Origin of the sequence: Enterococcus sp. NPDC086594 (assembly GCF_044746145.1) — a bacterium.
Classification (GTDB): Bacteria; Bacillota; Bacilli; order Lactobacillales; family Enterococcaceae; genus Enterococcus_D; species Enterococcus_D entomosocium.
The window spans coordinates 15675-30978 of the sequence record NZ_JBIVBP010000018.1 but is presented as its reverse complement, the minus strand read 5'-3'; the positions used below and the strand labels follow the sequence as shown (position 1 = coordinate 30978).

At 42.1% G+C, this 15304-nt stretch carries 12 protein-coding genes; 1 reads left to right on the top strand and 11 read right to left on the bottom strand.

What is annotated here, in order from left to right; genetic code table 11:
• Window position 1 precedes the first annotated feature (1 nt).
• From ACIPK1_RS16470 to ACIPK1_RS16430, 9 genes are all read right to left on the bottom strand, one after another.
• Window positions 2–1147, bottom strand: a complete 1146-nt coding sequence (locus tag ACIPK1_RS16470; RefSeq protein WP_400451344.1) for a cystathionine gamma-synthase — start codon at window positions 1145–1147, stop codon at window positions 2–4.
• Window positions 1137–2102, bottom strand: coding sequence for a PLP-dependent cysteine synthase family protein (locus ACIPK1_RS16465; RefSeq protein WP_400451343.1), 966 nt, complete (start codon window positions 2100–2102; stop codon window positions 1137–1139). The genes ACIPK1_RS16470 and ACIPK1_RS16465 overlap by 11 nt, the downstream gene beginning before the upstream one ends.
• Window positions 2103–2511: 409 nt before the next feature.
• The gene (locus ACIPK1_RS16460) at window positions 2512–3612 is read right to left on the bottom strand and encodes a glycerol dehydrogenase (RefSeq protein WP_400451342.1); all 1101 of its coding nucleotides are present in this window, start codon (window positions 3610–3612) and stop codon (window positions 2512–2514) included.
• 187 nt (window positions 3613–3799) lie between these two features.
• Window positions 3800–4969, bottom strand: coding sequence for a molecular chaperone DnaJ (gene dnaJ / locus ACIPK1_RS16455; protein WP_005225937.1), 1170 nt, complete (start codon window positions 4967–4969; stop codon window positions 3800–3802).
• Window positions 4970–5095: 126 nt separating this feature from the next.
• Window positions 5096–6925: a molecular chaperone DnaK gene (gene dnaK, locus ACIPK1_RS16450; RefSeq protein ID WP_005225936.1), complete on the bottom strand. Its 1830-nt coding sequence runs from the start codon at window positions 6923–6925 to the stop codon at window positions 5096–5098.
• A gap of 52 nt (window positions 6926–6977) precedes the next feature.
• Window positions 6978–7565, bottom strand: a complete 588-nt coding sequence (grpE, locus tag ACIPK1_RS16445; RefSeq protein ID WP_005235647.1) for a nucleotide exchange factor GrpE — start codon at window positions 7563–7565, stop codon at window positions 6978–6980.
• Window positions 7566–7603: 38 nt separating this feature from the next.
• The gene (gene hrcA, locus ACIPK1_RS16440) at window positions 7604–8647 is read right to left on the bottom strand and encodes a heat-inducible transcriptional repressor HrcA (protein WP_400451341.1); all 1044 of its coding nucleotides are present in this window, start codon (window positions 8645–8647) and stop codon (window positions 7604–7606) included.
• Window positions 8648–8816: 169 nt separating this feature from the next.
• Complete coding sequence (gene hemW / locus ACIPK1_RS16435) at window positions 8817–10007, bottom strand: radical SAM family heme chaperone HemW (protein WP_400451340.1); 1191 nt, start codon at window positions 10005–10007, stop codon at window positions 8817–8819.
• Window positions 10008–10450: 443 nt separating this feature from the next.
• Window positions 10451–11098 (bottom strand): hypothetical protein, encoded by a 648-nt coding sequence (locus ACIPK1_RS16430; RefSeq protein ID WP_005235640.1) that lies wholly within the window; start codon window positions 11096–11098, stop codon window positions 10451–10453.
• A gap of 117 nt (window positions 11099–11215) precedes the next feature.
• Here ACIPK1_RS16430 and ACIPK1_RS16425 point away from each other — a divergent pair, with 117 nt between their 5' ends.
• The gene (locus ACIPK1_RS16425) at window positions 11216–12082 is read left to right on the top strand and encodes an aldo/keto reductase (RefSeq protein ID WP_005235638.1); all 867 of its coding nucleotides are present in this window, start codon (window positions 11216–11218) and stop codon (window positions 12080–12082) included.
• Between the two features lie 136 nt (window positions 12083–12218).
• Here ACIPK1_RS16425 and iadA read toward each other — a convergent pair whose 3' ends face one another.
• Window positions 12219–13403: a beta-aspartyl-peptidase gene (gene iadA, locus ACIPK1_RS16420; RefSeq protein ID WP_016620344.1), complete on the bottom strand. Its 1185-nt coding sequence runs from the start codon at window positions 13401–13403 to the stop codon at window positions 12219–12221.
• 30 nt (window positions 13404–13433) lie between these two features.
• Complete coding sequence (gene yfcC / locus ACIPK1_RS16415; protein WP_400451351.1) at window positions 13434–15125, bottom strand: putative basic amino acid antiporter YfcC; 1692 nt, start codon at window positions 15123–15125, stop codon at window positions 13434–13436.
• Between the last annotated feature and the right edge of the window lie 179 nt (window positions 15126–15304).

The window sequence follows — 15304 nt, the reverse complement described above, 5'->3', positions numbered from 1 at the left end:
ACTAGCTACCTGCCTTTTCAAACGCTTGTTCTAAATCCGCCAGAAGATCCTCACTGTCTTCGATGCCAACCGACAACCGAATCAGGCCATCTTTGATCCCTGATTGCTGGCGGATTTCTTTAGGGATTGAGGCATGAGTCATCACGGCTGGCACTTCAACCAAACTTTCCACCCCACCTAAACTTTCTGCTAAAGTAAAAATCTTTAATGATTCAACAAAGCCGGCTGTTTTCGTTTCATCGTTTAGTTCAAAAGATATCATACCGCTATACCCAGACATCTGTGATTTGGCGATCTCATAACCTTCATGGTCAATCAATCCTGGATAATAAACCTTTGCGACAGCTTGATGTGCTAGTAAGTAGTGGGCAATTTTCATCGCATTGTTTTGATGTGCTTTCATCCGCAAAGCAAGTGTTTTGATGCTTCGCTGGATCAACCAGCTATCATGAGGCCCCAATACACCGCCAATAGCGTTGTGTAAAAAGGCAATTCTTTCGGCGATTAGCGGCTCTTTGGCAACCGCTAATCCAGCTACTACATCACTGTGTCCACCGAGATACTTGGTAGCACTGTGAATCACAATATCTGCGCCTAATTGTAGCGGCTTTTGAAAATATGGCGTCGCAAAGGTATTATCCACGATCGTCAAGAGATCGTGCTGGGCAGCTAGTCTCGCAACCGATTTGATATCCGTGATTTTTAACAGCGGATTCGTCGGTGTTTCCAGAAAAATCGCTTTGGTCTCCGGAAGAATTGCTGTTTCAATAGCAACTAAATCATCGGTTTTGACAAGTGAATAAGTCAACCCGCTTTTTTCTAATACTTGATGAAGCAAACGAAATGTCCCACCATAAACGTCATCTCCTAAAATGACATGATCTCCTGTCTGAAAAAGCGTGAAGATCGCATGGGTGGCTGCTAATCCAGAGGCAAAAGCAAACCCTTGAGCGCCTTCTTCAAGATCCGCAATCAATTCTTCTAAGGCAAAACGAGTTGGGTTGCCTGAACGACTGTATTCATATTGCTTTGGCTGACCAAGAGCATTTTGCCGATAGGTAGATGTTTGGTAGATTGGCACACTGACTGCACCGGTGAGTTCGTCTTCGCTGATACCGCCGTGAATTACTTTTGTATTAAAATGCATTGTTTGTTCCTCCTATGAATGGTGTGATTGCTGATTGGCCAGCATAAATCTTTTTTGATAGATAGCGGTCGCCACCATCGGGAAAGACTGTGGCGATCGAGCTTCCGGTTGGTAATTCGAGGCTGTCTTTTACCGCTGCTGCCATCACGGCTCCACTTGAACTTCCAACAAGCAGACCATAGTTTCTTGCCAAGTAACGAGTAAAGGCAAAGCCTTCGGCATCACTTATCGTATAAATGTTATCAATAAGCAAATCGTCAAAAAATTGTGGAATGAACTCAACACCGATCCCTTCAATCTCGTGGCCATGGGCAGGACCGCCGTTCAAGATTGATCCTTCCGGTTCAACAACAGCAAGACGAGTGCTTGATTTTTGCTTCTTTAAGTACGTCGCGACACCCGCAAAAGTACCACCACTGCCAGCGCCTGCAACAAAGCTGTCAATTTTTCCATGTAATTCCTGATAGATCTCAGGCCCCAATGTTGCTTGATAGGCTGCAGGATTGTTCTGATTATGAAACTGCAATGGCATAAAACTATTCGGCTGTCCTTTTGCTAATTCCTTTGCTTTTTCGATTGCCCCTTGAATGCCTGCTTCAGTGGGCGTATGAACGATGGTCCCGCCCAACGCTTCAATCAGTTGCTGCTTTTCAAGGCTAAATTTTTCAGGAATGACAAAAATCATTTTTAAGCCATACTCGATTCCAGCTAAAGCTAAACCAATTCCAGTATTTCCCGCTGTCGGTTCGATAACGGTTGTCTCATGATCGATCACATGCTCGCGAAACGCTTCATCGATCAAATACTTTCCTAAGCGGTCCTTGATACTTCCACCAGGATTTAAATACTCAAGTTTCGCATAGATGGTACTTCCCTTTTTGCCGCCAAATGCTGCGGCATCAAATTCAAAGAATGGGGTGTGCCCAATCAATGCTTTTATATTATTAACGATCATCGCTCGACTCCTCGCTCAACTTTGTTTGGCACAACTCGTATGCTTCATGTACTCATTTTCATTTGCAATCATCAGCCGTCGCCAATGAAAGCAGTAAAAAACAGCAAACAAAAAGGGGTACTGACTATTACATCAGTACCCCAAAAAAATGTCGTCTTATCCGGATAGAAGTGAATCACTAAAGAAACTTCAGCGATCTTCTGCGACAAAGGAACTAATAATAGGCATGACAAATCGGTATGCTGCTTTTTGCACCATACAACAACAACAGGTAGTTTGTGTGTTGAAGTTCGTCATGTCTTGTTCCCTCCTTTAATTTGCTTGTTATCAAAATAGCACGACTCTTTTTTATTGTCAAACGTTTTTTGAAATCACCGAGCACACATTGATGATCTTTAATAAAATAACATCATAGAGGATAGTAAGCACTCACATAGGCATCCACGGCTTTGATCGCTGCTGCAACATCTTCTGCAGAAACCGGAAATGGCATATTGTGGATCGTTTCCCCTTCGATGGTTGCTTGCTCGCCAATTTTTAATAGGTCTGCATCGCTGGCTTCCGCAAGATGCATGTCGGATAATGTCGTCGGTAATTCTAATGCCTGATACAATTCTATATATTGGTCGAGCTCTTCAGGATCTGCATTTTCCAGCATCAATTGAGTGAGTGTTCCGTAAGCAACCTTCTCACCATGGGTCAGATCATGAACGTCTCCTTCAAGGGCTGTCAAGCCATTATGAATCGCATGAGCTGCTGCCAGACCTGCACTTTCAAAGCCTAATCCACTAAGCAAAGTGTTGGCTTCCACGATTTGTTCAAAAGCTTCGGTAACGACTTGTTTTTTATTCGCTTGATAGGCTTTCAGTGCATTCTCAAAAAGAATCTCTTCGCATTTTTCAGCGATTGCCATGCTGGCAATTGGTTGAATACCACCCACCATATTTTTACTATGGCTTCGAGCAACAGCACGTGCCTCGACATAGGTTGCGAGTGCATCCGCAATACCAGCGGCTAGCAATTTGGCAGGCGCTTTGGCAATCACAGCGGTATCCACTAAGACAAGTTCAGGATTTTTGTTATAAAAACGATACTTTTCAAAACGACCTTCATCAGTATAAATAACAGAAAGTGCCGAAGTTGGTGCATCAGTGGAGGCAATCGTTGGCAAAACAGCAATCGGTATTTTCAATTCATCCGCAACAGCTTTCCCAGTATCGATGGCTTTCCCACCACCTAATGCGGCAATCACTTCGATTGATTCACTTTTGGCTTTAGAGACGATACGATCGATTTCATTTGCAGAAGCTTCTCCACCAAAAATTTCTTTTACCGGTTCTAACTCGGCTGCTTTCAGATTCTCAAATAGTTCTTCACCGGCAATTTTCCAAACAGTTTGATCGGTCAAAAGAAGCACTTTCTTTCCTAAATCTTTGATATGGGATAACCCATGCTTCAAGACCCCTTTTCCTTGAACGTATCGTGACGGACTCGCAAATATTCTTTCCATTGTATCTCCTCCTTTAATTGGTCTACTTTTATTGTGACATACTAAGCAAGCGATTTCAAAGGAAAAGAAAAAAAGATGGCCAAGAAGATTCGATTCTTGCCCATACTGCACATTTATAGCCATACAAACACTCATGCCCTTATAAAACGGATGGTTTTATAAGGGCATGAGTTGGATTTTTTCATGGTTATTTCTTTTTCCCACCAAAAGCATCTTTCATTTTATCAAAAAATCCTTCTGGTTGTTGTTCGTTCGTTTCATGGCCACTGGCTTTTGCATAAGCCCGCAATGCCTCTTTTTGTTCCTCATTTAAGTTCTTAGGTGTGATCAGCTTCACTTTGACCTGTTGATCGCCATTGCCGCCTCCCCGTAAGCGAGGGGCTCCCTTACCGCGTAAGCGGAAGTTTGTGCCTGTTTGCGTACCAGCTGGAATTTTTAATTTCACATTCCCATGAACCGTTGGTACATTGACTTCGTCGCCTAAAGCAGCTTGGACAAAGTTTAACGGCAGTTCGTAATAAATTTCCGACCCATCACGGTCAAAAATATCACTTTCTTCCACTCGGAAAACAACGTACAGATCACCATAAGGACCACCATTGGTGCCAGCTTCTCCTTGACCAGACAAGCGCATTTGTTGTCCATCTTCGACACCTGCAGGTACGTTGACTTTCACACTGTGTTTTTTCTTTTCATGGCCAGTACCATGACATGTTGTACATGGTTCTTTGATTTCTTTCCCAGTTCCATGACAAACATCACAGGTTTGACGGCTCATCACACGACCAAGCGGTGTTTGACGTTCAACATTGATGGTACCTGCACCATGACATTTATGACAGGTTTCTGGTGAAGTACCTGGTTTTGCCCCGTTTCCACCACAGGTATGACAGGTTTCTTCACGATTGTATTGAACAGTTTTTTCCACTCCGAAAATCGCTTCTTCAAAGGAAAGATCAACCGCATATTGCAAGTCCGCTCCTTGTCGAGGTGCATTAGGATTGGCTGCTCTGCCGCCTCCACCACCGAAAAACGATTCGAAAATGTCTTCAAATCCACCAAAACCGCCACCGGAGAATCCGCCACTGTTAAAGCCGCCGAATCCACCGCCATAACCGCCTCCGTAGTTCGGATCGGTACCAGCATGACCATACTGGTCATAAGCAGCTCTTTTTTGGGAATCACTTAATATTTCATAGGCCTCAGAAATCTCTTTAAACTTTGCTTCTGCATCAGGTTCTTTATTGATGTCTGGATGATATTGTTTTGAAAGCTTACGATAAGCTTTTTTGATTTCGTCATCCGAAGCCCCTTTTTGTAGACCTAAGACCTCATAATAATCTCTTTTGTCTGCCATTGGCTTCCCTCCACTCTATTCTTGCGTCTCTCGTATTTTAGCATATAATTCGCTCTAGAAAAATACGTTTCGCAAATTCATAAGAAAAAGCCAAAGCGGTGACTTTGGCTTTTTCACAAACAGCGATTATTTATCGTCACCGTCTACTTCTTCAAAGTCGGCGTCAACCACATCGTCTGCGCCGCCTTGTGCAGCTTCTGGATTTTCTTGTGCTTGTTGTTGTGCTGCTTGTTCGTATAATTTAACAGTTAAGTTTTGTACGATTTCATTCAAAGCATCACGTTTCGTTTTCATTTCTTCTAAGTTGTTTGCTTCAAGTGCAGCTTTCAACTCATCACGAGCTTCTTCCGCTTTTTTGACTTCGTCTGCATCCACTTTGCCTTCAAGCTCTTTCAATGTTTTATCAACAGTGAACAACAAAGCATCGACGTCATTGCGTAGATCAACTTCTTCTTTGCGTTGTTTGTCGGCTTCAGCGTTTGCTTCAGCATCTTTTACCATGCGTTCGATTTCTTCATCTGATAAACCTGAAGATGATTTGATCGTGATTTTTTGTTCTTTTTGTGTACCTAAATCTTTTGCAGAAACATTAACGATCCCATTTTTATCGATATCAAATGTTACTTCGATTTGAGGGATGCCACGAGGTGCTGGTGGAATATCCGTCAATTGGAATCTTCCTAATGTTTTGTTATCAGCAGCCATTGGACGTTCCCCTTGCAAGACATGGATATCAACGGCTGGTTGATTGTCTGCTGCAGTTGAGAAGACTTGTGATTTACTTGTAGGGATCGTTGTGTTACGATCGATCAGTTTTGTGAAGACAGCACCCATCGTTTCGATACCTAATGATAATGGTGTAACGTCTAGTAAGACAACATCTTTCACATCCCCAGTGATCACGCCACCTTGGATCGCAGCCCCCATCGCTACCACTTCATCTGGGTTTACTGATTTGTTTGGTTCTTTATTGGTTTCTTTACGTACAGCATCAACTACTGCCGGAATACGAGTTGAACCACCAACTAAGATCACTTCGTCGATTTCTGATTGTGATAGACCAGCATCTTTCAAAGCTTGACGTACTGGAATTTTTGTACGTTCTACTAAGTCTGCTGTTAATTCATCAAATTTCGCACGAGTCAAGGTCATTTCCAAGTGCAATGGACCAGCATCGCCAGCTGTGATAAACGGTAAGCTGATTTGTGTACTTGTTACACCTGACAAGTCTTTTTTCGCTTTTTCAGCAGCATCTTTCAAACGTTGCAAAGCCATTTTGTCTTTTCCAAGATCAATGCCGTTTTCTTTTTTGAATTCTGCTACCATGTGATCGATGATTTTGTTATCAAAGTCATCCCCACCTAGGTTGTTGTCCCCAGCAGTTGATAATACGTCAAAGACGCCATCACCTAATTCAAGGATCGATACGTCGAAAGTACCGCCACCTAAGTCAAAGACCAAGATTTTTTCATCTTTATCTGTTTTATCTAACCCATAAGCTAAAGCTGCGGCAGTTGGTTCATTGACGATCCGTTCTACTTCAAGACCGGCAATTTTACCAGCATCTTTGGTTGCTTGACGTTGTGCATCGTTGAAGTATGCAGGAACAGTGATGACTGCTTTTTCAACTTTTTCCCCTAAATAGTCTTCAGCAAATCCTTTGATGTATTGAAGAACCATTGCGGAAACTTCTTGTGGTGTATACGATTTGCCTTCAACTTCTACTTTGTATCCAGCTTCACCCATATGGCGTTTAATAGAAGAAATCGTATTAGGATTTGTCACTGCTTGGCGTTTTGCAACTTCCCCTACTTGGATCTCACCATTTTTGAATGAGACAACAGAAGGTGTGGTACGGTTTCCTTCTGGATTCGTAATGATTTTTGCTTCGCCGCCTTCAAGGACAGCAACAGCTGAGTTTGTTGTTCCTAAGTCGATACCGATAATTTTACTCATAAGTAATACACTCCCTTTTTTAATTTAAACATCTACTTATAGATAGAAAGAACTATTGTGCAACGATGACCATGCTTGCACGCAAGACACGATCATGCAATTTATACCCTTTTTGCAAGACAGTAACGATTGTGTCTGCCGGTGTTTCATCAGAGGCAGGTACAGTCTGCACCGCTTGATGCAAGTTCGGATCGAACATTGCACCTTCAGCAGGAATCTCTTCGATTCCCTCTTCTTTTAAGGCTTGACGCAGACTTTCAAGAACCATTTCAACGCCTTTTTTCAAATTCGCCGCTTGGTCTTGATCGACATCTGCTGCCATCGCTCGTTCCAAATTGTCGATTGCTGGCAACAGTTTTTTGCCAAGATCTTGCGAGCGGTATTTTTGTAAAAGTTCCCGCTCGTTGCGGTTACGTGAAGTGATATTTGCGATCTCTGCACGAGCACGCAGGAATTGATCTTCCAATTCATTATTCTTTTCTTGCAAAAGTTCCAATTCGCTTTTTTCCACTGTTTCTTCCTCTGGTTGAGGAGTCTGTGCTTCAGTTTCAGTTGATTCATTTGAAGATTCAGTTGTTTCTGCGGTTTCTTCAGCAGTTTTATCTAATTCTTCATCTAAACGCTCTTCTTTTTCCGTCACGTTTCAACCATCCCTTCTACGATTTGTTTCATTGCCGCTTATTCATTGGCAGCGTCTAATGCGCGATAATAATCGGCCAATTTTTTTGCTAACTCGCCTCGAAAAACTTCCATCAAACCAAACATCCGTGAATACGGCATACTTGATGGACCTAATAAAGCGATCGTTCCTTGTCCATGACCTTCGATTTCATAGCTAGCTTGGATCAAACTCATATTTTGTAACAAGTCATTGCCAAGCTCAGAGCCGATTCTGATTTGAATCGCAGAATCTCTTGGCGCCAGCAGCTGTGTCAGCTGATCTGCATTTTTCATAAATGAATACATCGATTTGAACTGACTAACATCTTGCGTCGGTTCAAAATCCAGAAGATTCATTCGCCCGCCGACGAAGATTTTTTCTTCAAAAATGTGGCTCAGCATCGTATCAAAGAGATCAACGATTCCGTCAGTCGTTTGAAAATACTTATGCAGAATCATAGGAATCTCTGTTCTTAAACGATGGTAGACCGTCATTAGAGGCTCACCGATCAATTTGTCGGTGATGATCCTTACCATTTTTTCCAAATCTTCGCTGCTCATCGATTCAGGAAGAGTAAAGACTTGATTTTCGACATTCCCTTTATCCGTCACGATGATCGCGATGATCTGTCGTGCATTCAATGGGACGATTCGAAAACCGGTCAATTTCCTTTCCTTCATATCTGGCCCGAGAGACAACGCTGTATAGCTAGTCAAGTTGGACAAGATCGTGGCAGACTGCTGGATGATTTCATTGATTTCATGAAAATCTTTTCCAAAAGAATGACGAATGGTTTGAATTTCGTTTTGGTCAACTTCCGATGGCTTCAATAAGTGATCAACGTAATAGCGATACCCTTTTATTGACGGCACACGCCCTGAAGATGAATGTGTCTTTAACAGAAGTCCAGCTTCTTCCAGCGCCTTCATCTCATTACGAATGGTGGCAGAGCTAGCTTCAACCCCATCTTCCATCAATCGCTTCGAGCCCGTGGGCTGACCAGTATTCGTATAATTTTGGATGATGAGGTGTAAAATCATTTGTTGTCTAGGTGTCAACATTTTATCCACTCCTCCGTTAGCACTCATTCCTATTAAGTGCTAACACGATTATAAATATACCATATTTGCTAGGAATGTCAAGTATTTGCATCACTTTTTTAGCACTCTTTCTAAGAGAGTGCTAAAAAAGAAGCAGCACGAAATGGCTACTTCTCTTACTCGTTCTTTCTTATTTTTCTCCATCCAAGAGAAATGCTTCAAACACTTCGTTGCCAATAAACATCCCAGCTTTCGTTAAAAAGACACGGTCACCTTGACTAGCCAGCCAGCCTTTTTGAATCAACTGTTCGCTCGTTGAACCATAGATTTCCTGAAAAGACTTCCCGAATTTTTCTGCAAACTGTATTTTTGAAATGCCGACCTTTTTACGAAGGCCTAAAAACAGTTCCTCTTCCATTTGATTGCTGGTTGTCAATTCTTCGATTTCGTGGATTGGCAACTGATTTTCCTGTAATGGTTTCAAATAATGCTGGATTGGACCTTTGTTCTTGTAGCGAGTCTGTCCAAGATACCCGCTGGCGCCTGCCCCAAAGCCAAAATAATGTTCATTGTTCCAATACACTAGATTATGTAAGGACTCATACCCTGGTCGTGCAAAATTACTGATTTCATATTGGTTCAATCCAGCTTTTGTCATCGCGGCGATCGCCTCATCAAACATCTGCGTTTCAGCTTCTTGAGAAGGCAGTGCCATTCTCCCTTGGCGAACCCAGTTCATAAACATGGTTTTGTTTTCTAAAATCAAAGAATACATCGCATAGTGAGGCAACCCGAGATCAATCGCTCGCGTCAGTGTATCACGGAAGCTTTCTATGCTTTGTCCCGGAAGTGCATAAATCAAATCGATCGTCACATTCTGAAAATCATGTTTTTCCAGCAGCTGAATAGTTGAATAAACATCTTCAGCGGTATGCTTGCGGCCAATTTTTTTAAGCAAGCGATTATCAAAGGTCTGGACCCCCATCGACAAGCGATTGACTTGATGATTTTTCAAAACCAGCATTTTTTCTTCACTCAAATCACCAGGATTTGCTTCCACTGTAAACTCTTTGGTTGTGTGTGTTGGCAGCAATTCATGCACACCTGACAGCAATCGATCCAGTTGGTTCGCCGAAAGCGACGTTGGCGTCCCGCCGCCGATATAAATCGTTTTCGCCTCATTGAGAGGCTGACGCAAGAGGGTCAGCTCAATTTCTTTTAGTAACGCTTCGATGTACTCATCCACTGGCTGCCCTTCTAAAAACACTTTGTTGAAGTCACAGTAGTAGCAGATATGTTCACAGAAAGGTATATGTATATACGTAGAAATATTTTGCGCGCTTTTTGTAGATGGATCGTTTATTGTTTGACCTTCAGGCATTCCTAAGTAATTCTCCTCTACCTTCTTTTTTGCTCCCACCGCTGAGAGCACCGGCACTCATTGTAGCATAGTTCTTAGAATTCTCCTATCACTTGGACTATTTTTAAGCAAGAAAAAACACCACTTCCAAGAAGTGATGTCTTTAAATATTCATAGAAAAAATAAAGAGCACTACTCTTATTAAGTACGGTAAAATACCGCTTTTGTTCTTATCCCGCCCAGAAAAAAATCTGTTTGTTACAAGAACTAACACTTCCCCCAAACTGTTAGCGCCACAATAGATAAGCTGTTGTTGACGGCTTACTTAACAAGAGCAGGACTCTTATTCATGAAAGACAATTGCTTGTCTTATCTGACTTAAGTATACCTTTTTAAAAAAATTAAGTCCTATCATCTTTTTCACCAGTCTATGAAAACGATGAGAATCTTCACCTTGGTAACAGTTATAAAATGTGCAGCAAAATATCGATCAGATAGCGGATCAACCGATACGCAATAAATAAGAAGAAAATATTTCCCAGCAAGAATTGAAAGACATTGCCAATCGATCCCTTAAAGGAGCGAAAACTGAAATAACGCGACCAACGATTGAACCCGTTTTGGCGGTTTCGTTTCAAACGATACGCTTCATCATACTTCATCTCCAAGAGGTCATAATAAAAAATCATCAAGGGTTGTTGCACAAAGAAAACTTTTTTATAGCCTGCCATCAACGTGTACTGCTTATTATTGGAAGGAAAGTTGCGATTGCCGTTTTTCTTCACGCGCATCGTTGTTCCATCATTCATTTGGAACGCATAATGATCCTCAAATTCTGTCAGTTGATGAATTTGCGGCACCTGATTTTCTTCTTCGAAAGCAAGTACGACCTCACTCGCTCGCTGATAAAGTGAAACCAACCACGCCATTATGCCTAGCAATATAACTAGCAAAATGATATTTAAAAGCAAACTTTCTTGTAACAAAAGTAAATAACCTAAGATAATCAAAATCGCCACACCAAGGGCAATCATTCTTCTACGGAAATAACTGCGATACATCAATTCAAAAGAGCGCCGATAATAGGCAAAATCTTCTTTAACAAAATCCATTTTTTCCACATCTTTCTGTGTTTAGGTTGCTGATAATGTATCAAAGATCCTTTTGAAAGTCAATTTCCCTCAAAAGTTTCAGCGTCTGATTTGTTTCAAACAAGAAAACGTTTTATAATGGAAGATGTAACAAAAAAAAGCGATGAAAGTAGGTTGAGATACGTGATATTACAAGAAACATTTACCTTGCAGAACAAACTGGCAATTCCTAAGATTGGCCTTGGAACCTGGCAATCTTCTCCAGAAGATGCTTACAACGCAACAAAATTTGCCATTCAAAATGGTTATCGACATGTCGATACAGCGGCAGCTTACAAAAACGAAGAAGCGGTTGGGAAAGCTGTGCGCGATTCAGGCGTTGCCCGCGATGAAATTTTTGTTACCACGAAAGTACCTGCTGAGTTAAAGACCTACCAAGAAGCGGTTGATAGCATTGATGCTTCTCTAAAAAAACTTGACTTAGGGTATATCGATTTGATTTTGATCCATGCCCCTCGTCCTTGGAAAATCATGGGAAACAATCCAGAAAACAAAGATTTTTATCTTGAAAACATCGATGTTTGGAAAGCATTAGAAGAAGCCTACTTAAGTGGAAAAGTAAAATCGATTGGTGTTTCCAACTTCGATCAAAAAGATTTGCAAAATATTTTTGATCATTGCGATGTGAAACCGATGGTCAACCAGTTTATTTACCATATTGGCCGCACAAATGAAGAACTATTGACATTTTGCAAAGCGCACGAAATTTTAGTGGAAGGCTATTCACCAATCGCTACTGGTCGTTTACTCGATAACGATGCAGTGAAGACGATTGCTGAAGCCTATGGAAAATCTATTCCACAACTTTCAATTCGTTACTTGCTACAAAAAGACATTCTGCCATTGCCAAAATCCGTTCATGAAGAATACATTGCTGACAATGCCAAAGTTGACTTTGAAATTTCTGAAGAAGACATGAAGAAATTGGATGAGTTGCAAGCTTAAGAATACTTGCGTTTAATTGAAAAAAGCAGTCCGATCAAGTCCAGTAAATGCTGGTCATGGATCGGGCTGCTTATTTTCTTCTACAACTCTGTTTAGAAAAACAACCGTTTCTTAGTCTGTTAAAACTGAATTCTTCTTATGTTAGTTGTTCAAAGGTACCCCACACTTTTACTTCTTGTTCTTCTACCATTGTTCTGCCTTTTGCTAGAACCGTTTCTACTGCTAATGAGTCTTTGTTCAGCAAGCAAATATCAGCATCCATCCCTGCTGCAAGACGTCCCTTTTGATCAAGCTTCAATACTTTCGCTGGATTGGAAGTGATTGCTCGAATGGCGATCTCCAATGGAATCTGCTCTTTTTGGACTGCTTCTTTAATGCCTACCATCAGCGCTCGCGAACTGCCGACACCCAGACCTATGAATTGATTGTTTTCATCAAAGTACGGGAGGCTGCCTTGCCCATCAGAGGTCATGGTAAATTGATCCAGCCCGATCCCTTCTGCTAACAAACGTTTCAATCCTTTACTGAAGCGAACCTCATCGTCTTCTTTTTCCCAGAAATCAGGATCTTCACTCGCCGTAAAATCGATCGTTCCACCCATTTTTGCAAAAGCAATACTTGCTTCGAAAAGCTCGCTGGTCCGATTGGCATGTGTCGGTAAAAATTGGCTGATTGGAATCTCTGTCTCTTCGATGGTTCGTAAAAGCAGCTCATATTTTTTCTTTCCTCCACCTAAGTGGACGTTTACGATACCTGCTTTTCCAGAAAGCATCCCACCAACACGGGCATCCGCAACCGCGCGGGTAAATTCTTCGAAACTTGGTTGTGAAGAACGATGGTCAGAAACGGCAATTTCACCGATACCAATAATTTTATCGATAGTCAAAAAATCTTGGATGATGGAATCCGTGACGGGCGCCAAAGGCAATCGATACGAACCGTCATAAAGATAAGTCGTGATGCCTTCCGCCTCTAGTCCACGCGCCTTACTGATCAAGGCAGTCATATCTCTGCCTACTCCGTCAGTACCTAAACAGCCAACCACTGTCGTTACTCCTGCAGAGGTCAATTGACTCAATTTCACTTCTGGTGTCCGGTTTTGAAAGCCGCCTTCCCCGCCACCTCCTAAGATATGAAAGTGGCAGTCAATAAAGCCGGGCACAGCGAGTAACCCTGTGCCATCGATTTCTTCAAGAGGAACACCTGAGAATCCTCCTTCAATCGAATCTTGAATAGCAATGATCTTGTCTTCATTTAATAAAATATCTTTTTTTCCTAAATAGTCAGGAGCGTAAACCTCTGCTTGTCGTATCACCTTCATAAGTGCTTCCTCCTTGTGGCTGATTACTTCTTATTGCAAGCCGATTGCGACCGCAATAAAGATAAAAATGGTTCCTAATACAAATAAGAAACCTTGCATTTTGATCTGGAATTTCGCCCATTTCACCCATTCGATTCTTGCGACACCTAAGACACCGATCAGACTTGCCGATACTGGAGTGAAGGCATCCATAAAGCCCGAGCCTAATTGATAAGCCAAGACAGCGATCTGTCTAGAGACACCTAAAAGATCGGCTAATGGCGCCATGATCGGCATGGTTAATGCAGCTTGACCTGAATTTGAAGTCACGATCAAATTGAAGAAGCTTTGGAAAATGTACATGAACCAGGCACCAATAAATGCTGGAACATTGCTTAACAAACCGCCGATGCTGTGCAAAATCGTATTCAACGCTGACGGCACATTGGCATCAGAACCGCCGAGAACCAGAAGAATCCCTTTGGCCATCCCCACAACGATTGCAGTTCCTGCCAATTCTGAGGCACCAGATTGAAAGGCACTCGCCACATCATTCAAGCCCATATTTTCTAATTTGAAAAGAACCGCTATGATTCCTGCCCCTAAGCCCATAACAAAGAATTGAGAAGCAATCTCGGGAATATAGTAGCCTTTCTGCGTCACACCCCATACGATCCAGATCAAAACCGCCAGCATTTCAACCAAGATCAATTTATGACCTAATAAAAATGTTTTTTGCTCACTGGAGGTTTTTTCAAGATGATTTCTAAAATACGCATCCGATTGATACGTTAGCGATTTCTCAGGATTCTTGCGAATTCTTTCGGCATAGATCATGAGGTACCCTGCGGATAGTGCGGTAACCACGACCCACATGATGATTCGGAACGTTGCGCCTGAAAGAACGGGAATACCTGCGATCCCTTGAGCTACAGCCACACTAAATGGACTCATCCACGAGGTGGCATTCCCTATCTGGGAGGCGACATAGGTGACGGTGACCGCCACGATCGAATCATACCCCAATGCGATCACGAAAGGCACCATGACCATCGAAAACGGAATGACTTCTTCTGCCATCCCAAAGGTAGCGCCCCCAAATGAAAAAGCAAAGAACAACAGCGGCAATGCCAAGCGTTCTAATCCACGAGTTTTGCTGATAAATGCAAAGATCCCCGCATCAATCGCTCCGGTTTGCATGATAATACCAAACGCACCACCGACCACTAGGATCAGTGCTGCGATCCCAACTGCTGAGCCGTATTTATCACCAGAAACCAATCCTTCAAAAACAAAATTTAAGAAGCCGAAACCGTTAAAGTCATCAGTTCCCCAAACCTTGGCTGTTTTGTGCAGTTTTTCAGAAGTATCATACATTTTTTCGCCGTAAAGACTGTAAAGCGTGTCATCGGTCAGTCCCACCTCATCTAATTGACTCTGGGACAACTCTTTAGGCCCTTCAGCTAGAACAGCTGCTAAAGCCTCAGCATCGACATCTAATTCTTCCAACTCTTGTGGATCGTCTTCCAATTGATTCAACTGTTGATAGACGTATTCGTTATCTAACGGGTAGGCATAACGAAACGAATCTTGCATCAAGACCGTTCTGGTACTTATTTCCCCATTTGCATCGGTATACTCGATTTCTTGTGTACTGAATTTCCCAGCGGGAACTAAGAAAGTCAGCAACCACGCCAACAATACGACCCCAAAGATGATGACATACGTATGAGGCGTTTTCATTTTAGTTAAATCTTTCTTTTCTTTCCCCTTTTTCGCTTTTTTTCCAATTGTCACTTTTTCTCTCCCTTTCCCTTTGCAGCATTCTGCATAAATTATCATTTTTGCCTATTTTTTAGTATATCGAAAAAACGTTTTTTCCTCATGGGGAAAGCATTAGAATTCAAATAAACTACGTTATA

Excerpts from the sequence above, each read along its gene's own strand:
- ACIPK1_RS16470 (WP_400451344.1), bottom strand. The coding sequence starts at position 1,147 with ATGCATTTTAATACAAAAGTAATTCACGGCGGTATCAGCGAAGACGAA.
- ACIPK1_RS16465 (WP_400451343.1), bottom strand. The coding sequence starts at position 2,102 with ATGATCGTTAATAATATAAAAGCATTGATTGGGCACACCCCATTCTTT.
- ACIPK1_RS16460 (WP_400451342.1), bottom strand. The coding sequence starts at position 3,612 with ATGGAAAGAATATTTGCGAGTCCGTCACGATACGTTCAAGGAAAAGGG.
- dnaJ (WP_005225937.1), bottom strand. The coding sequence starts at position 4,969 with ATGGCAGACAAAAGAGATTATTATGAGGTCTTAGGTCTACAAAAAGGG.
- dnaK (WP_005225936.1), bottom strand. The coding sequence starts at position 6,925 with ATGAGTAAAATTATCGGTATCGACTTAGGAACAACAAACTCAGCTGTT.
- hrcA (WP_400451341.1), bottom strand. The coding sequence starts at position 8,647 with ATGTTGACACCTAGACAACAAATGATTTTACACCTCATCATCCAAAAT.
- hemW (WP_400451340.1), bottom strand. The coding sequence starts at position 10,007 with ATGCCTGAAGGTCAAACAATAAACGATCCATCTACAAAAAGCGCGCAA.
- ACIPK1_RS16430 (WP_005235640.1), bottom strand. The coding sequence starts at position 11,098 with ATGGATTTTGTTAAAGAAGATTTTGCCTATTATCGGCGCTCTTTTGAA.
- ACIPK1_RS16425 (WP_005235638.1), top strand. The coding sequence starts at position 11,216 with ATGGAAGATGTAACAAAAAAAAGCGATGAAAGTAGGTTGAGATACGTG.
- iadA (WP_016620344.1), bottom strand. The coding sequence starts at position 13,403 with ATGAAGGTGATACGACAAGCAGAGGTTTACGCTCCTGACTATTTAGGA.
- yfcC (WP_400451351.1), bottom strand. The coding sequence starts at position 15,125 with ATGAAAACGCCTCATACGTATGTCATCATCTTTGGGGTCGTATTGTTG.